The 17,536-nt window shown below is 72.5% G+C and carries 14 protein-coding genes and 1 pseudogene; 10 read left to right on the plus strand and 5 right to left on the minus strand.

Annotated elements, in window-relative coordinates:
* Positions 1-50: 50 nt before the first annotated feature.
* Positions 51-425: a DoxX family protein gene (locus tag DS079_RS04490; RefSeq protein WP_126985240.1), complete on the plus strand. Its 375-nt coding sequence runs from the start codon at positions 51-53 to the stop codon at positions 423-425.
* Positions 426-429: 4 nt separating this feature from the next.
* Here the strand turns inward: DS079_RS04490 and DS079_RS04495 are convergent, their stop codons facing one another.
* Positions 430-1,605 (minus strand): benzoate/H(+) symporter BenE family transporter, encoded by a 1,176-nt coding sequence (locus DS079_RS04495; RefSeq protein WP_126985242.1) that lies wholly within the window; start codon positions 1,603-1,605, stop codon positions 430-432.
* 61 nt (positions 1,606-1,666) lie between these two features.
* Here DS079_RS04495 and DS079_RS04500 point away from each other — a divergent pair, with 61 nt between their 5' ends.
* From DS079_RS04500 to DS079_RS04510, 3 genes and pseudogenes are all read left to right on the plus strand, one after another.
* The gene (locus tag DS079_RS04500) at positions 1,667-2,629 is read left to right on the plus strand and encodes a squalene cyclase (protein ID WP_126985244.1); all 963 of its coding nucleotides are present in this window, start codon (positions 1,667-1,669) and stop codon (positions 2,627-2,629) included.
* A gap of 194 nt (positions 2,630-2,823) precedes the next feature.
* Positions 2,824-3,966: pseudogene (locus tag DS079_RS04505) on the plus strand (ATP-binding cassette domain-containing protein); the annotation flags it as partial.
* 120 nt (positions 3,967-4,086) lie between these two features.
* Positions 4,087-5,280, plus strand: coding sequence for a metallophosphoesterase family protein (locus tag DS079_RS04510; protein ID WP_126985246.1), 1,194 nt, complete (start codon positions 4,087-4,089; stop codon positions 5,278-5,280).
* A gap of 3 nt (positions 5,281-5,283) precedes the next feature.
* Here the strand turns inward: DS079_RS04510 and DS079_RS04515 are convergent, their stop codons facing one another.
* The 3 genes from DS079_RS04515 to DS079_RS04525 all read right to left on the minus strand — a co-directional run bounded on the left by DS079_RS04515 (position 5,284) and on the right by DS079_RS04525 (position 9,988).
* A complete protein-coding gene (locus tag DS079_RS04515) occupies positions 5,284-6,423 on the minus strand; it encodes a hypothetical protein (protein ID WP_126985248.1) in 1,140 nt (379 codons plus the stop codon).
* Positions 6,424-6,480: 57 nt separating this feature from the next.
* Positions 6,481-8,370, minus strand: a complete 1,890-nt coding sequence (recQ, locus tag DS079_RS04520; RefSeq protein WP_126985250.1) for a DNA helicase RecQ — start codon at positions 8,368-8,370, stop codon at positions 6,481-6,483.
* Between the two features lie 76 nt (positions 8,371-8,446).
* Positions 8,447-9,988, minus strand: a complete 1,542-nt coding sequence (locus DS079_RS04525; RefSeq protein ID WP_126985252.1) for a DHA2 family efflux MFS transporter permease subunit — start codon at positions 9,986-9,988, stop codon at positions 8,447-8,449.
* A 200-nt stretch (positions 9,989-10,188) separates the two neighbouring features.
* Between DS079_RS04525 and DS079_RS04530 the strand changes: the two genes are divergently transcribed.
* Both DS079_RS04530 and DS079_RS04535 read left to right on the plus strand, forming a co-directional pair.
* Positions 10,189-11,571 (plus strand): short-chain fatty acid transporter, encoded by a 1,383-nt coding sequence (locus DS079_RS04530; protein ID WP_241237544.1) that lies wholly within the window; start codon positions 10,189-10,191, stop codon positions 11,569-11,571.
* A 19-nt stretch (positions 11,572-11,590) separates the two neighbouring features.
* A complete protein-coding gene (locus DS079_RS04535; RefSeq protein ID WP_126985254.1) occupies positions 11,591-12,454 on the plus strand; it encodes a CorA family divalent cation transporter in 864 nt (287 codons plus the stop codon).
* Here DS079_RS04535 and DS079_RS04540 read toward each other — a convergent pair.
* Positions 12,438-14,090 carry a nuclease-related domain-containing DEAD/DEAH box helicase gene (locus DS079_RS04540; protein WP_126985256.1) on the minus strand — a complete coding sequence of 551 codons (1,653 nt, stop codon included), beginning with the start codon at positions 14,088-14,090 and terminating at the stop codon, positions 12,438-12,440. The two genes, DS079_RS04535 and DS079_RS04540, sit on opposite strands and share 17 nt — an antisense overlap.
* A gap of 108 nt (positions 14,091-14,198) precedes the next feature.
* Here DS079_RS04540 and DS079_RS04545 point away from each other — a divergent pair, with 108 nt between their 5' ends.
* The 4 genes from DS079_RS04545 to DS079_RS17345 all read left to right on the plus strand — a co-directional run bounded on the left by DS079_RS04545 (position 14,199) and on the right by DS079_RS17345 (position 17,525).
* Positions 14,199-15,443, plus strand: coding sequence for a TRAFAC clade GTPase domain-containing protein (locus DS079_RS04545; RefSeq protein WP_126985258.1), 1,245 nt, complete (start codon positions 14,199-14,201; stop codon positions 15,441-15,443).
* A complete protein-coding gene (locus DS079_RS04550) occupies positions 15,440-15,781 on the plus strand; it encodes a hypothetical protein (RefSeq protein ID WP_053916659.1) in 342 nt (113 codons plus the stop codon). Before DS079_RS04545 ends, DS079_RS04550 begins: the two co-directional genes overlap by 4 nt.
* 267 nt (positions 15,782-16,048) lie before the next feature.
* Positions 16,049-16,873: an Ltp family lipoprotein gene (locus tag DS079_RS04555; RefSeq protein WP_126985260.1), complete on the plus strand. Its 825-nt coding sequence runs from the start codon at positions 16,049-16,051 to the stop codon at positions 16,871-16,873.
* Between the two features lie 217 nt (positions 16,874-17,090).
* Complete coding sequence (locus tag DS079_RS17345; RefSeq protein WP_241237545.1) at positions 17,091-17,525, plus strand: exonuclease/endonuclease/phosphatase family protein; 435 nt, start codon at positions 17,091-17,093, stop codon at positions 17,523-17,525.
* The last annotated feature ends 11 nt before the right edge of the window (positions 17,526-17,536 follow it).

Consider the following 17,536-nt stretch of genomic DNA (forward strand, 5'->3'; position numbering starts at 1 on the left):
AGGAGGCGGAGAGGGGGATACTGGGGTGCCCGGGACAAGGAGGTCGTCCGATGAACACGTTCCTGTGGATCCTCGCCTTCGCCCTCGCCGCGGTCTTCGTGGCCAGCGGCGCGATGAAGCTCCTCGCACCGCGCGAGCAGCAGATAGAGAAGACCCCCTACGCCGAGGACTTCCCCCACAGCGTCATCCAGGGGATCGGGGCCCTGGAGATCCTCGGCGCGCTCGGCCTCGTCGTCCCCGCCCTCACCGGCATCGCCACGGTCCTGGTGCCGCTGGCAGCCGCCGGCCTCGCGATCACCATGGTCTTCGCCGCGCTCGTGCACGCCCGACGCGGCGACCCGTTCCGCGCCATGCTCCCCTCGATGCTCCTGGCGCTCGGGTCGGTGGTGGTGGCCTGGTCCCGCTTCGGCCCCTACCCGCTGTGAGCCCCTACCCGCTGTGAGCTGAGCCCGTCCGGCGCCCCGCCCGCAGCAGCGCCCCCAGCGCGAGCCCGACCAGCAGCGCCCAGAACGCCGCGCTGATCCCCGCCACCGCGATGCCCGAGGCGGCGATCAGCACCGTCACCCCGGCGGGGAGCTGCTCCTCGGGCTCCGCGAGCGCGGAGCGCAGCGAGGCCACGAAGGTGCCCAGCAGCGCGAGCCCCGCCACCGCCGGGATCACACCCTCCGGGGCGAGCGCGATCAGCTGTGCGAAGGCGGTCGCGCCGAGACCGCACAGCACCAGCACCACGCCCGAGGCGGTCGAGGCGATCCAGCGCCGCTGCCGATCCTCCCCGGCCTCCGGCCCGGCCGCGAGGGCGGCCGTGATCGCCGCGAGGTTCACGCCGTGCCCGCCGATCGGCGCGCCGATCATCGTGCCCAGACCGGTGGTCACCATCGACGCCCGCCACGGCACCTCGTATCCGAGGCTCCGCATCACCGCCACCCCCGGCACGTTCTGCGCCGCCATCGTCACCAGGTACAGCGGGAGCGCGACCCCCACGCCCGCGCCGACGGTCAGCGTCGGGACGGTGAGCTCCACCGCCGGGAGCAGCGGGGGAGCGGCCGACGGGGAGGGCGCCGCCGTCAGGGACACGACGATCACGACGCTCGCGGCGAGGAACGCGAGCGGGGAGGCCCAGCGCGGTGAGAGCCGCTGCGCGAGCGCCCACACCACGATCACCGGCGCCACCGCGAGCGGATTAGCCGCCACGCCGAGCACCGGGCCCAGGCGCAGCTGGAACAGCACCCCGGCGAGCATCGCCTGCGCGATCGGGGTCGGGATCCGGGCCATCAGGGCGCCGAGGGCGGGCACCAGCCCCGTCAGCACGATCAGCACCCCGACCAGCACGAACGCACCGACCGCGGCGGGCCAGCCGCCGTCCACCGCGCCCGTCGCCGCGAGCAGCGCCGCGCCCGGGGTGGACCAGGCCACCGTGATCGGCAGACGGGTGCGCAGCGACAGCAGCATCGAACACAGCCCCATCAGCACGCTCACCGCGAGCAGTCCGCTCGCCGCCTGCGCGGGCGAGGCGCCGACCGCCTCGAGACCCGCGAGGACGACGACGAAGGAGCTCGTGAACGCGACGAGACCGGAGATGATCCCGGCCGAGACGGGGCGAAGCATGAGCGCAGACCAGGCGGCGGGCGGGGTTGCCCGCGCCGCGGTTCGCGGGGAGGATCCCAGGGTGGCTCCCACCGACGTCGTCTCCTGGCTCCTCGACACCGACCCCTCCCTGCGCTGGCAGGTCGAGCGCGATCTGCTGGACCAGCCGCCCGAGGTGTGGGAGGCGACCCGCGCGCGCATCCCCCACGAGGGCTTCGGGGCGAGGCTGCTGGACCACCAGGACCCGGAGACCGGGCTGTGGGCCGGGGGCGCGTTCTTCCCCGCCGGGTTCTTCGACGACCCCGAGAACCTCGAGCTGCCCGGCCAGCCCTGGACCGCGACCACCTGGTCCCTCACCACGCTGCGCGAATGGGGCATGGACCCCGCCCCGCTCGTCGACCGCGACACCGTCGCGAAGCTCGCCGAGCACGCGCACTGGGAGCACGACCCCTCTCTGCCCTACTGGGGCGGCGAGGTGGACTGCTGCATCAACGCGATGACGCTGGCCAACGGCCTCTGGCTCGGAGCCGACGTCTCCGCCCTGCCCCGCTGGTTCGTCGCCCACCGCATGGACGAGGGCGGCTGGAACTGCGAGTGGGAGGACGGCTCGAGGCGCGCGAGCTTCCACTCGACCCTGAACGTGCTGCGGGCCCTGCACGTGCACGAGCAGGCCACCGGCGGCTCGCCCGTGCTGCGCGCCGCGAGGGGCGAGGCGGAGGAGTACCTCCTGCGGCGGCGTCTCATGCGCCGGGAGAGCACCGGGGAGATCGTCGGCCCCTGGGTGGAGCACTTCCTGTACCCGCCGCGGCACATCTACTCCGCGCTGCGGGCGCTCGACCACTTCCGCGAGCGGGATCTGCGCGATCCGCGGATGGCCGACGCCGCCCGGTCCGTCCTCGACGCGCAGCAGGAGGACGGCACCTGGCTCCAGCAGCACCGACTGCCCGGTGCGGTCTGGTTCGAGGTCGACGTCCCGGTGGGGGAGCCCTCGCCGTGGCTGACCCTGCAGGCGCTGCGGGTGCTGCGCTGGTGGGGCGAGGGCTGAGCCGACCGCCCGATCGGGCAGCGTCGCAGATCACAGTTCGGTCACCGTGAGCGCTCTGCGGGCGAACCCGCCGCGGCCGCCCCTGGGGGAGGGGTACTGTGCGGGCCACCCCTGTGCGGGTGCGCTGGATCACATCCCCGCCCGTCCCCTGCACGGCATCACCACCCCTGATGCCGACCGGCCTCCTGGAGGGCCCCACCACCGCCCTCGACGTCACCGTCCAGGCCGAGATCCTCGACCTGCTGCGCGACGTGCGCGACAGCTTCGGCACCTCGATCATCCTGATCACCCACAACATGGGCGTGGTCGCGGATCTCGCCGACTCCGTCGCCGTGATGCACCACGGCCGCGTCGTCGAGCGGGCCACGGCGACGGAGCTCTTCGCGAACCCCCGCGAGGAGTACACGCAGAAGCTGCTCGCCGCCGTGCCGCACCTGGGCCGGGACTCCGCCTGGAGCGCGCTCGAGCCCGCCGCGCAGCAGGCGCTCGAGGAGGCGGAGCCGCTCGTTATCGCCCGCGACCTCGTCGTCGAGTACCCGGGCCGGCTGGGCCGCGCCCCCTTCCGCGCCGTCAAGGGCGTGGACCTCACCATCCGCCGCGGCGAGGTGTACGGCCTGGTGGGGGAGTCCGGCTCCGGCAAGACCACCATCGGCCGCGCCATCGCGGGGCTCGAGCGCACCACCGGCGGGAGCCTCACGGTGCTCGGCCACGAGATGCGCGGGATGCGGGAGCGGAGCTTCACCCCGCTGCGGCGGCGGATCGGCTTCGTCTTCCAGGACCCCGCCACCTCCTTCAACCCGCACCTGACGATCGAGCAGTGCATCGCCGAGCCGCTCGTCGTCCACGAGCAGCAGCTCGACGCCGCCGAGCGCGGCCGCCGCGTGCGCGAGCTGCTCGAGGCGGTGGAGCTGCCGGGCGACTACGCACGGCGCTACCCCCACGAGCTCTCCGGCGGGCAGCGCCAGCGGGTCTCCCTCGCCCGCGCGCTCGTCCTCGGCCCCGAGCTGCTCGTCGCCGACGAGCCGACCAGCGCCCTGGACGTCTCCGTGCAGGCGACCGTGCTGGCCCTGTTCCGCGAGCTGCAGCAGCGGCTCGGCTTCGCGGCGCTGTTCATCAGCCACGACCTCGCCGTCGTCGACTCCCTCGCCCACCGCATCGGGGTGCTCTACCGCGGCGAGCTCGTCGAGGAGGGGCACGGATCGGACGTGCTGCAGCGGCCCCAGCACCCGTACACACGCCGCCTCATCGCCTCCCTGCCCGTCCCGGACCCGGCCGAGCAGGCGCGGCGGCGCGAGGCGTACGCGCAGGAATGGGGGAGCGGGCGCGCGGAGAGCTGAGGAGGAGGGCCGGGCGAGTTCACCCGACGTTCAGACCCGCGTCCCGGAGCCGGGGGAAGGACGTCATGCCGGAGGGGTTCGGTAGGAGAGCCCTCATCCCTCCCCGAGACAAGGCACCCCATGACCCCCTCGCCCCTGTCCCCGTCCCGGCGCGGCCTGCTGCGCACCTCCACCGCCGCGGCGATGGCCGGACTCGCCACCGCCGGCGCGGCCGGCGCCGCGACCGCCGCGCCCTCGGCGCCCGCAGGGAAGGACGGCATCGTGCGCAACCGGCTCCGCTTCCGCGAGGACGGCACCTTCACCGTCGTCCAGTTCAACGACACCCAGGACGGCCCCCGCACCGACCGCCGCACGATCCAGCTGCAGGAGGCGGTGCTCGACGACGTGCAGCCGGACTTCGCCCTCATCAACGGCGACGTCATCAACGGCTCGCCCACCAGCGCCCTCGAGGCGAAGCAGGCGATCAACAACGTGGTGCGGCCGATGGAGGACCGCGGCATCCCGTGGGCGCTGACCTTCGGCAACCACGACGAGGACTCCACCCCCGTCACGGGGCTCGACGAGAGCGCGTACATCGACTTCGTGCGCCAGTACCCCCACAACCTCAACACCCCCGGCGCCGCCGTCACCGGCACCGGCAATCAGGTCCTCACGATCCGGCCTCGCCGCGACAGGGGCGAGGCCTTCGCGCTGTGGCTGCTTGACTCCGGCCGCTACGCCCCCGAGCAGATCGCCGGGCAGGACTTCGAGGGCTACCCCGACTGGGACTGGCTGCGCCCCGACCAGGTGCAGTGGTATCTCTCCACCTCCGCCGCGCTCGAGCGGCGCAATCGCGGCCTCGTCCCGGGGCTGGTCTTCCAGCACATCGCCCTGTGGGAGCACCGCTTCGCGTGGTTCGCGAGCGTCGACTCCCGCACCGAGGCCGATCACGCCCGCGCGGTCCAGAAGCACTCGATCGTCGGGGAGCGCAACGAGGACGAGTGCCCCGGCCCCTTCAACTCCGGCATGTTCGCCGCGATGCTGCAGCGCGGCGACGTGAAGGGTCTGTTCGTCGGCCACGACCACATCAACACCTACGTCGCCGACTACTACGGCATCCAGCTCGGCTACGCGCCGGGCACCGGCTTCGGCACCTACGGCCTCGGCGGGGCCGAGGACCACCGCCTGCGCGGCGCCCGCGTGTTCCGCCTCGACGAGAGCGTCGAGGGGCTCTACGCCGGGACCGAGCTGCGCCACGCCTCGGACTACGGCATCGACCTCACCGCCGGCACCCAGCCGGGCGAGCCGGCCGAGTTCCCGGGCGGGGTGAGCTGACCTTCAGCTCCAGGTGACGGGCAGCTCCGGATCGGCCATGTCCACGTTCGGGATGCCCATGCCGCCGCCCAGCCACATCTCGCACCGGCCCTTCTGGCCGTCCTTGGTGCACTCGATGGTGGTCGTGACCGAGCCGACCGAGGTGCCCTCGACGTAGGTCGGCTCGTCGGAGGAGGGAGTCGCCTCCATGGTGTCGATCGTGCGCTGCGTGTCCTCGGAGATGGAGCGCTCCACGGTGTTCTCCACCATGGTCCAGCCGTCATCGCTCGTCGTCGGCACCGGGGTCATCCCGCAGCCGGCCTCGAGGGTGGTCTGCTCCAGGCAGGCCTGCACCGCGTCGTCGACCGCGCCCCGGAAGGCCGTCAGCCCCTCCTCGGTGAGCGTCGCCTCCGGCCACTCGAGGGAAGTGGCCAGCTCGCCGACGAGCAGCGGATCGGTCGAGGTCAGCGCGAAGTGCTCGGCCCTGAGGGCGACCTCGTAGCCGCCGGGCATCAGGGCGATGGGCTCGCCCGCGGTCACCTCGGCGCCGTTGACCGTCAGTCCCAGGCCGTCGAGGCCGTCCGGGACCTGGGCCATGGTATGGCCGCCGGTCAGCTCCATCACGCCGTCGTCGTCGTAGTCGTGCACGCGATACGTGTCGGAGACGGTCTCGTCACCCACCGTGAAGGTCACCGGCACCTCGCCCTCGGCGAGGCCGCCGTCGTCGATGACCGGGGTGCCGAGCTCGACCCCGGTGATCGGCGCGGCCTCGAGGGCGGCTGTGTACGCCTCGACGGGCAGCGGCGCGGCGCCCATGTCCTCGTTCACCGGGTTCAGCTCCAGGGCGGTCGCCGCGTCTCCTGCGGCCAGGGCGTCGAAGTAGTCCGCCACCAGCGCTGTGGCCTGCTCCTCCGGGGGGAGGTCCGCCGCGCCGGTCTCCCCGCCGCCGCCCCCGGAGTCGCCGCCGCGCACTGCGAAGTAGATGATCAGCGCGATCACGACCAGGATCACCAGCAGGCAGCCGCCCCCGGCGAGCACGCCGGCGATGACCAGGTTCTTGCGGGCGGAGGACTGCGAGACCGGCTCCGCCGGCGGCGGGGCGAAGTGCTGAGGGCCCTGCGGCCCTCCCTGGGCAGGGCCCTGGGGCGGCGTCGGTGCGGTCATGGTGGTTCCCCCGGAGTCGTTCGTGGACGTGTGTCCACAGGGTAGTCGGGGAGGTGCTCAGCCGGCGTCGGAGCCCGAGAGCGCCTCGAGCACGTCCTCTCCGTACTCGGCGAGCTTCTTCGCGCCCACCCCGCTGACCGTGCCGAGCTGCTGGACGGACTGCGGCGCCGTCTCCACGATCCCGACCAGCGTCGCGTCGGAGAAGACCATGTAGGGCGGGATCTGCTTCTCCTTCGCGACCGAGGTGCGCCAGGCGCGCAGCGCCTCGAAGCGCTCCCGCTGGGCGGGTTCGAGGGTCTCGGCGGCGCGGGAGGCGCCGCCGGCGCGTCGGCCGCCGCCGCGCGCACCGCGCTGCGGGGCGCGGTCGACGGCGAGCTGCACGGTCTCCTCGGAGCGGAGCACGGGGCCGGCCTGCGGGCCGGGGACGAGCACGCCGTAGTCGCCCTCCGCCTCGAGGATCCCCCGTGCGAGCAGCTGCCGGATCGCGGTGCGCCACTCCTTCTCCGAGAGCTCCTCGCCGATGCCCCACACGCTCAGCTCGTGGTGGCGGGAGGCCAGGGAGCGCTCGGATTCGCGGCCCAGCAGCACGTCCACCACCTGCCCGGAGCCGAAGCGCTGGCCGCGCTCCCGGTCCAGGCGGATCACGGCGGAGAGGAGCTTCTGCGCCGCGACCGTCGCGTCCCAGGTCTGCGGAGGGTTCAGGCAGGTGTCGCAGTTCCCGCACGGGGAGGAGTCCTGGCCGAAGTAGCGCAGCAGCTGCACGCGTCGGCAGTCGACCGTCTCGCACAGGGCGAGCATCGCGTCGAGGTGCGAGCGGGCGTTGCGCTTGAACTGCTCGGAGCTCTCCCCGCCCTCGATGAACTTCCGCTGGCTGACCACGTCGCCGAGGCCGTAGGCCATCCACGCGGTCGAGGGCAGGCCGTCGCGGCCCGCGCGGCCCGTCTCCTGGTAGTAGCCCTCGATGGACTTGGGCAGGTCGAGATGGGCCACGAAGCGCACGTCGGGCTTGTCGATCCCCATGCCGAAGGCGATCGTCGCGACCATGATCAGCCCGTCGGCGCGCAGGAAACGCTCCTGGTGGTCCTGGCGCACCTCCGGCGGCAGGCCCGCGTGATAGGGGAGCGCGGGGATGCCGCGGTCGGCGAGCCACTGCGCGGTGGTCTCCACCGACTTGCGCGAGAGGCAGTAGACGATCCCGGAGTCGCCCTCGTGCTCGGCGGTGATCAGGCGCAGCAGCTGCTCGCGCGGGGAGGCCTTCGGCTCGATGCGGTACTGGATGTTGGGGCGGTCGAAGCTCGAGACGAAGTGCCGGGCCTGCTGCATCTGCAGGCGCTCGGTGAGCTCGCGGTGCGTCGCCTCCGTCGCGGTCGCGGTCAGCGCGATCCGGGGCACGCCGGGGAAGGCGTCGGCGAGCATCGACAGGCCCAGGTAGTCGGGGCGGAAGTCGTGGCCCCACTGGGAGACGCAGTGCGCCTCGTCGATCGCGAACAGCGCCAGCTGCGCGCGCTGCAGCAGCTGGACGGTGCGGGGGAGGACCAGGCGCTCCGGCGCCATGTACAGCAGGTCCAGCTCCCCGGCCAGCAGCTGCTGCTCGACGGCCTGCGCCTCGTGCATCTCGAGGGTGGAGTTGAGGTACGCGGCGCGGATGCCGACCGCCTCGAGCGCCGCGACCTGGTCCGCCATCAGCGCGATCAGCGGCGAGACGACGATTCCGGTGCCCTCCCGCAGCAGGGCGGGGATCTGGTAGCACAGCGACTTGCCGCCGCCGGTGGGCATCAGCACCACCGCGTCCCCGCCGCTCGCGACCTGGTCGATGATCGCGGCCTGCTCGCCCCGGAAGGAGTCGTAGCCGAAGACCCGCGAGAGGATCGCGAGCGCCTCCTCCGTCCGTCCGGCGTCGCCTTCTCGCAGCGCGGAGACGGCATCGACGGGAGGAGGGGTGCTCATGCCCGTCACTCTAGGCCGCGGGGCCGACGGGCCGCGAGCGGGAGGGCCCGGCTGTGGACGGCGGTGGGGAGTGCTCTCACTCGTCCTTCGCCCACACCCCGGTGTCGATCGGTCGGCCGATGGCGAGCGCGGCGAGGAGGCCGACCGCGGCGAGGCCGACGGGAAGCCACATGGCGTCGGCCATCGCCGCGGCGTACGGGGCGTGCAGGAACGGGGGCAGGGAGCCTGCTCCGGACTCCGCGCCCGCAGGCGCAGCGCCCCGGCCCCTGGTCGCCTCACCGAGGCGGGAAGCGATCCGGTCGGCCATGAGCGTCGCGATGCCGGCCGAGCCGAGCACCGAGCCGACCTGCCGCATCTCGTTGTAGACGCCGGATCCGGCGCCAGCCTGCGAGGGCGGGAGATTGCGGGTCGCGGTCAGGGACAGCGGCCCCCAGATGCAGGCGTTCCCGATCCCGATCAGCACGAACGGCAGCAGCAGGACCAGCACGGAGGCGTCCGGGTCCATCAGCAGGGAGAGCCACAGCAGCCCGCCCGCCAGCGAGGCGAAGCCGATCAGGGCCAGCGGTCGCGGGTCGTGGCTCGTCATCCAGCGGCCGACCAGCGGCGCGAGGACCAGCGAGAGCACCGCGGAGGGTGCCGTCATCAGCGCCGCCTGCGTCGGCGACATGCCGAGCACCTGCTGGAAGAACAGCGTGGTGGGGATCGCGAAGCTGAGCACGGTCGCGCTCATCATCGCGATCGCAACGTTCGCGACCGAGAAGTTGCGGTCGCGGAACATCGACAGCGGCACCAGCGGCTCGCGCCGCATCACCGCCTGCCAGAGGACGAACACCGCCAGCACCAGCACCCCGGCGAGGATCATCCCGGGCACCGTCACGGGCACGCCCGTGTCCACGGGGCCGATCACGAGGGAGTCCGTGATCGTGCCCCAGTCGTAGCTGTCGCCCTCCTGGATCCCGAACACCAGCAGGAACAGGCCCGTCGCCGAGAGCGCCACGCCGAGCCAGTCGAAGGAGTGCGAGCGGCGCGGGAAGCGCGGCACGTTGCGGAGCACCAGCGCGATCGCGAGCACCCCGACGGGCACGTTGACGAAGAAGATCCACTCCCAGCCCGGGCCGTCCACCAGCAGCCCGCCGAGGACGGGGCCGACGAGGCTCGCGACCCCTGCCGTCGCGCCCCACACGGCCATCGCCTGACCTCGCCGCTGCGGCGAGAACATGCGGGTGATCATCGACATGGTCTGCGGGGTCATCATCCCCGCACCGAGGCCCTGCACCACGCGCGCCACGATCAGCATCTTCACGCTCCCCGCGAGCCCGCACCACAGGCTCGAGGCGGTGAACACGACGAGCCCGACGAGATAGACCGACTTCAGCCCCAGCCGGTCCCCGAGCCGCCCCGTGATCAGCAGCGGCACCGCGTAGGCGAGCAGATAGGCGCTGGTCACCCACAGCAGGCCGGTCAGGTCCGCCCCCAGGTCCTCCTGCATCCGCGGGATCGCGACCGTGACGATCGTGGTGTCGACCAGGATCATGAAGAAGCCCAGCACGATCGACCACAGCGCGGGCCAGGGACGGTCCAGGCGGGGGTCGCGGGCGGGGGCGGAGCGCGCGGACATGCGATCCCTTCGACGGGCGGCATCGCACCGGCGAATGCGACGGACGAAGGTTACGCCCATGCTCGCGCCTCTCTCCGCCGCGTCCGGCCGCGTCGGAGGCGGTCGCGCCCCTACAGTGGACCGCGTCACATCCGCGACGGGGCTCGTGACCAGCACATCGCCGTGCTGCGGGGCCCTGTGTCCCCGGAGGAGATGCCGCAATGCCCAGCGCGCCCGAGTCCGCCACCCCGCACAAGGAGGGCACCCCGCTCTCGCGGGCGATGCGCCCCCTGAACAATCTGGTCGAGAGGTTCATCCCCTCGGCGCTCGTGTTCTCGATCGTGCTGACCTTCATCGTCGCGATCCTGGGCCTGGTCCTCACCCCGACCTCGCCCGCCGACCTCGTCGTCCACTGGGGCGACGGACTGGCCGGGCTCCTCGCCTTCATGACCCAGATGGCGCTGATCCTGCTGCTGGGGCACATCCTCGCCAACACCGGCCCCGTCCGCAGGCTGCTCGCCGCGCTCGCCTCGGTGCCGCGCACGGAGCTCGCGGCCTACGTCTTCGTGTTCGTCGTCGCGGCGGTCGCCTCGCTGATCACCTGGGGCCTGGGGCTCGTGGTCGGCGGGCTGCTCGCCCGCGAGGTCGCCCACCAGGGCCGCGAGCGCGGGCTGACGCTCCACTTCCCGATGCTGGTCGCGGCCGGCTTCGGCGGCTTCGTCGTGTGGCACATGGGCTACTCGGCCTCCGGACCGCTGACCGCCGCGACCGAGGGCTCCTTCCTCATGGACTCCCTCGGCGGGCAGACCGTGCCGATGTCCCAGACCGTCTTCTCGACCTGGAACATGCTCGCCGCCCTCGCCACCATCATCGTCGTGGCGCTCGCGCTGTACCTCGTCGCGCCACGACGCGGCGACCGCGTGGCCGAGCTGACCATCGACGCGCGCGAAGAGCTCGAGGACGGCCAGGAGGAGGTCGTCACCCCCGCGGACCGGCTGGACGCGAGCCGCCTGGTCACCCTGCTGACCGGTCTCGCGCTGGTGGCCTACCTGGTGCTGCACTTCTCCCGCGGCGGCACCCTCACCCTCGACACCGTGAACTGGTCCTTCCTCGCCCTCATCCTGCTGCTGGTGCGGAACCCCTTCGAGCTGATCCACCTCACCAAGAACGCCGCCTCCAACGTCGGCGAGATCCTGCTGCAGTTCCCGCTCTACGCCGGGATCCTCGGGATGATGGTCGGCTCGGGGCTCGTGCAGATCTTCTCCGACGCCTTCGTCTCGATCTCCACCCCCACCACCTTCGGCCTGTTCGCGCTGCTCGCGGCAGGGCTCGTGAACTTCTTCGTCCCCTCCGGCGGCGGCCAGTTCGCCGTGCAGGGGCCGATCATGCTCAGCGCCGGTGCGGAGCTCGGCGTGGACCCCGCGATCACGATCATGGCCGTCTCCTACGGCGACCAGTGGACCAACATGATCCAGCCCTTCTGGGCGATCCCGCTGCTGGCGATCGCCGGGCTGAAGATGCGTGACATCCTCGGATACACCACGATCGTGCTGATCGCCTCGGGGCTCGTCTTCGGGGCCACGCTCGTGATCGTCTCGCTCTGAGTCCGAGGAGGACCTCCGCATGCAGGTCGTCGACACCGTCGCGGCGCTCGAGGCGCTCGGGGACACCCCCGGGTGCGCGTTCGCCCGAGACCTCCAGGACCCGGTCGTCGAGGCGGCCGTCCGGAGCTGGGACATCCAGGGTCCGTGCACCGACGAGCTCGCCCGTCGACCCTTCGCGCACCTGACGGGCGGGCGACTCGAGCTCGTGCTGCTCCTGCCGGACCACGGCGCGCAGCACCTGACCGTGCGGATCCACGCCGCCGCCGCAGGGGTGCTCGTCATGGGAGCGCCGGAGGCGCTGGAGGCGGTACGCGCGGAGGCGGGGGCCGCCGACGGCGTCCGCGAGGCGGTCGTCGGCATGCTGCTGGCCGTCGCACGGCGCGGCGAGGAGGTGCTGGACGGGTTCGAGGACGAGAGCGAGCGGTTCGAGGACCGGGCCGACGGCTATGCCGCCTCGGCGCAGCGGCGCCTGCTGGGCAGGAGGCGGGCGGAGCTTTTCCGCATCCAGGAGGCCCAGGCCGCGATGCACCGGCTGTGCCTCCCCGAGGAGCAGCTCTCCCAGGAGCTCCCGAAGGAGCTGCGCCACCGGCTGCGCCGGGCCGCGGTCGAGTTCGAGGCGAACGGCTCCGCCGCCGCACGCCTCCACACGGTGCTCGGCGATCTGCTGGCGGAGCAGGGCGCCATCGTCAACGAGCGGCTCACCCTGGTCGCGACGATCTTCCTGCCGCTCACGCTCGCGACCGGGTTCTTCGGCATGAACTTCGCCTGGATGCAGGAGCGGACCGGGAGCGCGGGCGCCTTCGTGCTGCTGGGGATCGTGCTGCCGGCGCTCGCGACCGTGATCACGCTCGTGGTGGTGCGCCGGCTCACCGGCTCCCGCTGATCCGCTCCCACACCACGGGCCCACCCGCGTCCCAGATCTCCCCGCCGTCCCCGACCACCACCAGCAGCGAGCGGGCCCGGGACAGGCCCACGTAGAGCAGCTGCCGCGCCCGCTCCGCCGCGCCGAAGCCGTTGACCGCGAGCACCACGACGGGACGCTCGAGCCCCTTGAAGCCCAGCACGTGCCCGTAGAACACGTCGGTCGCGGAGAAGAACCCGTCCCAGTAGCCGTCGTACCCCTCGTGCTCGATCTGCGTCCTCTGCTCCGCGTGGCGGCTGCCGGTGGTCAGCAGGGCGATCTGTCCCGGCTCCCAGCCCTCGTCCATCAGCTTCTCGACCGCGTCGTCGGCGGTCGCGACCGCGTCCTCGGCGGAGGAGGCGAGATAGCGCACGGGCGCGCCGGCCGGCAGGCGCGGGGTCTGCTCCACCGGGGTGAGCGGCGCGAAGGCGTGCGCGATCGTGCGGGTGCTGCGCAGGTTGTCGTCCAGCGGGAAGGGGTTCAGCGTGATCGGGGCGCGGCCCTCGCGGTCGAAGACGCTCTGGTGCTCGTCGGCGAACACGAACAGGACGCCCTCCGCGGGGTCGCGCAGGCAGGGCTGCAGCGCCTCCCACCAGGCGTCGGCGAAGTCCTGCGCCTCGTCGACGACGATCGCGTCGAAGAGCTCGTCCTCGTGGGCCTCCTCCACCAGCTGCGCGAGACGGGCCGCAAGGTGCTCCTCGTAGTACTCGACGGGGGAGCCGTCGAACTCCTGCTCGGTCTCGGCGCCCCAGCGCACCGGCAGGTCGTGGAAGAGTCCCACATAGGCGGGACGCTCCTGCTCCGGCCAGGTCGCGGCGAGCAGCTGGAAGTGCCGGGCGAGGCCGCGGGAGTAGCACAGCAGCGCGGTGCGGAAGCCGTCCCGGGCGAGCGTGCGGGCCTTGATCATCGCCAGATGGGTCTTGCCGGAGCCGGCCCCGCCGATGATCTGCGCGCGGTGCTGGAAGCGCAGCAGGGCGATCGCGCGCTCCTGCTCGCGGGTGAGCTGGTTGCCCTCGTCGGCGATCTCCTTCGCGATCAGCTGGTGGTTCTCGATCGCGCGGTGGGTGCGGCGCAGCATCTTCACGACGTGCTCGCACTGCGCGGCGTCCAGCGGGGCATAGGCGTCCCGGGTCTGCGAGTTCAGGGCGTGCACGATCCGGTCCGCGAGGTGGGGCAGGTCGGTCGCGTCCAGCGCGAGGGTGCGCGGCGCCTCGGGCGGGTCCCAGTCCGCGGGCAGCTGCGTGTAGGGCAGCACCGCGAGGTGCACGGCGCGGCCGACCGGACGGGAGGAGGCGCCGTTGAGGTACTCCAACAGGTGGTGCTTCGCGCGCTGGGCCTGATCGATGGGGGAGCGGGCGAGCTCCCGAGAGCCGGAGCGGTCCGCCTGCCGCCAGGCGCCGTCCTCCAGCGAGATCCGTCCGCCCTTCACCTCGATCACTGCGATCCCGATGCCCGGCCAGAGCACCAGCAGATCCGCCTCGACCTCCTCGCCGCGGGCGGTGACGCGCTGCCCGGTGATCAGCACCGCCTCGGCGGGCAGCTGCTCGGTCAGGTGCTCCCACACCTCCTGCTCGGCGGCGCTGGCGAAGTCCGGCTGCTCGGGAAGAGTGCGCGGCATGGTGCTCCTCGGTGCGGCGTGGGCGTCCTCGCTGGTGAGGCCAGGCTATCGGCCGGCAGGGGTCGGGGAGACCCCCGACGAGCGGAGGTGATCCCCTAGTCTCGGGGCATGGCAGCTCGCGAGAAGAAGATCCGGCGGACCCCGCGACGTCCCGCGCCCCGCAGCAGGAAGCTCGAGCAGCACATCGCCGTGTTCGGGGAGAGCGGCAGCGGCAAGACGGTGCTGCTGTCCTCGTTCTACGGCGCGGCCCAGGACCAGGCCGGGCGGGAGGATTCGCAGGCCCCGCAGCTCTACGACCTCGTCGCCGACGACACCACCCAGGGAGACCGGCTGCTGAAGAACTACTTCCGGATGGAGAACTCCGCCGAGGTGCCCGCCGGGAACCGCTTCCGCGCCGAGCCCTACCGCTTCACCCTCTCGCTGCGCAGCACCCCCAGCGCCGCCGAGCGCAAGGCGATGCCCGTCGACGCCGTGCAGCTGGTGTGGCACGACTACCCCGGGGAGTGGTTCGAGCGCTCCGTCAGCGGACCTGAGGAGGAGCGTCGACGCATCGAGGCCTTCCGCGCCCTGCTCGTCTCCGACGTCGCGCTGCTGATGGTCGACGGGCAGAAGCTGAAGGACGCGGCCGGTGAGGAGGAGCGCTACCTCAAGGCGCTCTTCCACACGCTGCGCACGGGCCTGGTGAGGCTGCGGGACGAGATCCTCGTCGGCGGGAAGGAACTGGTGCGCTTCCCCCGCATCTGGGTGCTCGCCCTGTCCAAGGCGGACCTGCTGCCGGAGATGGACGTGGACCGCTTCAAGGCGCTCGTGCTCGAGAAGGCCGCCGACGAGCTCGGCCAGCTGCGCGAGGCGATCGAGTCGATGGTCGTGGGCGACGAGGCGCTCGCCGTGGGGGAGGACGCGCTGCTGCTGTCCTCGGCACGGTTCACGCCGGGACGCATCGCCGTGCGCGAGCGGATCGGGGTGGACGTGATCCTCCCGCTCGCCGCGATGCTGCCCTTCGAACGGCATGTCACCTGGGCCAGGCGGCAGGAGATCCCCGCGAAGGTCGCCCGGGAGCTCGCCGAGAACGCCGGCACCATCGGCACCGGGGCGATGGCGCTGGCGATGTTCGGAGCCCGCCACCGGCTCCCGGGCCGGCTCGGCCTGATCTCCACGGCGCTCGCGACCGTGGTTCCGCTGCTCAGCAAGGACATGGTCCAGGACGCCGCCTCGCTCGCGGGGGAGAAGCTCCGGGGCGTCCACGACCGGGCGCTCGAGAAGAAGCAGAGCCTCGCCGCGATCCTCACGGGCTTCAAGATCGATCTCGAGCGCGCCGAGCGCGAGGGCGTGCTGCGCCGGAGCAGGCGATGATCCTGCTCTGGGCGACCCGCGGCCGGACCTGGGGCTTCCGCTTCCTGCCCGTCGACGGCACCGGCCCCGACGCGGATCCGCTGCCGCTGTACGAACGGGCCTTCTCCGGACACGAGGACGAGGACGAGGGCTGCTGGAGGACGGACGGGCTGCTCGCCGTGCGGCTGCGGGATCCCGAGGGCCGCGCCGACGAGGCCGGACGCGTGATCCCGCACGAGCTCGTGCTCGACGGCGCGGGTGCGGACGGCATCACCTCGACGGCCGACGTCGTCCGGCAGATCTGGCCGCTGCTCGCCGAGCGCTACGCCGCGCTGTGGGACGGCCCGGCCCCGGACTGACCGGGTCGCCGAAGTGACCGAGGTGCCGTGACCTCTCTGTGACCTGGGGGATCGTGGTTACCCTGTGATCTGCCTTCCATTGCAGGTGTTCAGGACTTCGTCTGTCACACCGCCGGTGCAAGATTCAAATTGCAGGCCCCGCGCGGTCGATCGACGCACTCGGTCACGGAGCATCCGCACACCGCGGCAGGCCTCTCTTCCCAGCAGTACCCCTCGGCGCCCCCGCGCCCGGGGGCCTCCGAATCCTGTCCAGAGAGGACACCCGCTGTGAACAGCACCCTCCCCCCGTCCCCGGAGCCCGGCGCTCCCGGTCCCTCCTCCGCGCCCCAGTTCGGCATGCCCGCCGGCGCCCCCGCCCCGGCCCCGCAGAAGAAGAAGCGCGGCAAGTGGTTCATCGCCGGCGGCTGCGGCTGCCTCGCGATCATCGCGCTCGCGATCGCCGGCTGCAGCGCGATCGTCGCGACGAGCTCCGGCGACGGCGAGGACTCCTCGACCACCACCGAGGCCGCTCCCGTCGCGCCCGAGGAGGAGGCGCCCGCCGAGGAGGCAGCGCCCGAGGAGGCGGCGATCGACGAGGAGGTGCCCGCCGAGGAGGAGGCCCCCGCCGAGGAGGAGGCACCGGCCGAGGGCGACGTCCCCGCGGAGTACACCTCGGCGCTGAACAGCGCGGAGTCCTACTCCGAGATGCTGCACATGTCCAAGCAGGGCATCTTCGACCAGCTCACCTCCGAGTACGGCGACCAGTTCTCCGAGGAGGCGGCGCAGTACGCGGTCGACAACCTCGAGGCCGACTGGAACGACAACGCGCTGAAGTCGGCGGAGTCCTACTCCGAGACGCTGCACATGTCCAAGCAGGGCATCTACGACCAGCTCACCTCCGAGTACGGCGAGCAGTTCACCGAGGAGCAGGCCCAGTACGCGATCGACACCATCGTCGCGGACTGGAACCAGAACGCCCTGGAGTCCGCGAAGTCCTACCGCGACACGATGGACATGTCGCCCGAGGCGATCCGCGACCAGCTCTCCTCCGAGTACGGGGACCAGTTCACCCAGGAGGAGGCCGACTACGCCGTCGAGAACCTCGACGGCTGAGGCCGCGGGCACCTGCCCGCCTTCCCCACGACGGGGCGTCCGCCGCTCGGCGGGCGCCCCGTCGCGCATCCGCCGCACGGCGCCGGTGCCAGGACGACCATGGCCGTCGGGCATCGACTCGGTGAAGCCCTGCCCTGAAGCGGGCGAACCCCCTGGTCACCTCTGAATTCGGCGTTACGGTCGGTCGCGGTCCCGACCCCGAGCCCAGGAGAGCCCCATGGCCGTCGCCCCCGCCCGTCGCACCGTCCTCACCGGCCTCGGCGCCGCCGCCGGGGGCGCCGCTCTCGCCGCGGCCGCAGCCCCGGCGGGCGCCGCACCCGCGCAGAACCCCTCCCGAGCGCTGATCGGCCGCGCGAAGCGAGACGAGCTCCACGTGATGAGCTTCAACATCCGCTACGACCGCTCCTCGGGCGGCGGCACCGTGGAGGGCGACCCCGATCACTGGCCGACCCGTCGGCCGCTGCTGGTCGAGCTGCTCGAGCGGGAGAAGCCCACCCTGCTCGGCATCCAGGAGGCCCTGTACGGGCAGCTGACCGCGATCGAGTCCGCCCTGCCGCGCCACCGCAGCATCGGCTACGGCCGCGAGGGCGGCAGCGCCGGCGAGTACTCCGCGATCTTCTACGACAGCACCCGCCTCGAGGTGCTCCAGTAGGACCAGTTCTG

The organism is Brachybacterium paraconglomeratum (genome assembly GCF_003994255.1).
Lineage (GTDB): Bacteria > Actinomycetota > Actinomycetes > Actinomycetales > Dermabacteraceae > Brachybacterium > Brachybacterium conglomeratum.

What these genes read in the sequence shown, in the direction of transcription:
- DS079_RS04490 (WP_126985240.1), top strand. Translation starts at nt 51, where the DNA reads ATGAACACGTTCCTGTGGATCCTCGCCTTCGCCCTCGCCGCGGTCTTC.
- DS079_RS04495 (WP_126985242.1), bottom strand. Translation starts at nt 1,605, where the DNA reads ATGCTTCGCCCCGTCTCGGCCGGGATCATCTCCGGTCTCGTCGCGTTC.
- DS079_RS04510 (WP_126985246.1), top strand. Translation starts at nt 4,087, where the DNA reads ATGACCCCCTCGCCCCTGTCCCCGTCCCGGCGCGGCCTGCTGCGCACC.
- DS079_RS04515 (WP_126985248.1), bottom strand. Translation starts at nt 6,423, where the DNA reads ATGACCGCACCGACGCCGCCCCAGGGCCCTGCCCAGGGAGGGCCGCAG.
- recQ (WP_126985250.1), bottom strand. Translation starts at nt 8,370, where the DNA reads ATGAGCACCCCTCCTCCCGTCGATGCCGTCTCCGCGCTGCGAGAAGGC.
- DS079_RS04525 (WP_126985252.1), bottom strand. Translation starts at nt 9,988, where the DNA reads ATGTCCGCGCGCTCCGCCCCCGCCCGCGACCCCCGCCTGGACCGTCCC.
- DS079_RS04530 (WP_241237544.1), top strand. Translation starts at nt 10,189, where the DNA reads ATGCCCAGCGCGCCCGAGTCCGCCACCCCGCACAAGGAGGGCACCCCG.
- DS079_RS04535 (WP_126985254.1), top strand. Translation starts at nt 11,591, where the DNA reads ATGCAGGTCGTCGACACCGTCGCGGCGCTCGAGGCGCTCGGGGACACC.
- DS079_RS04540 (WP_126985256.1), bottom strand. Translation starts at nt 14,090, where the DNA reads ATGCCGCGCACTCTTCCCGAGCAGCCGGACTTCGCCAGCGCCGCCGAG.
- DS079_RS04545 (WP_126985258.1), top strand. Translation starts at nt 14,199, where the DNA reads ATGGCAGCTCGCGAGAAGAAGATCCGGCGGACCCCGCGACGTCCCGCG.
- DS079_RS04550 (WP_053916659.1), top strand. Translation starts at nt 15,440, where the DNA reads ATGATCCTGCTCTGGGCGACCCGCGGCCGGACCTGGGGCTTCCGCTTC.
- DS079_RS17345 (WP_241237545.1), top strand. Translation starts at nt 17,091, where the DNA reads ATGGCCGTCGCCCCCGCCCGTCGCACCGTCCTCACCGGCCTCGGCGCC.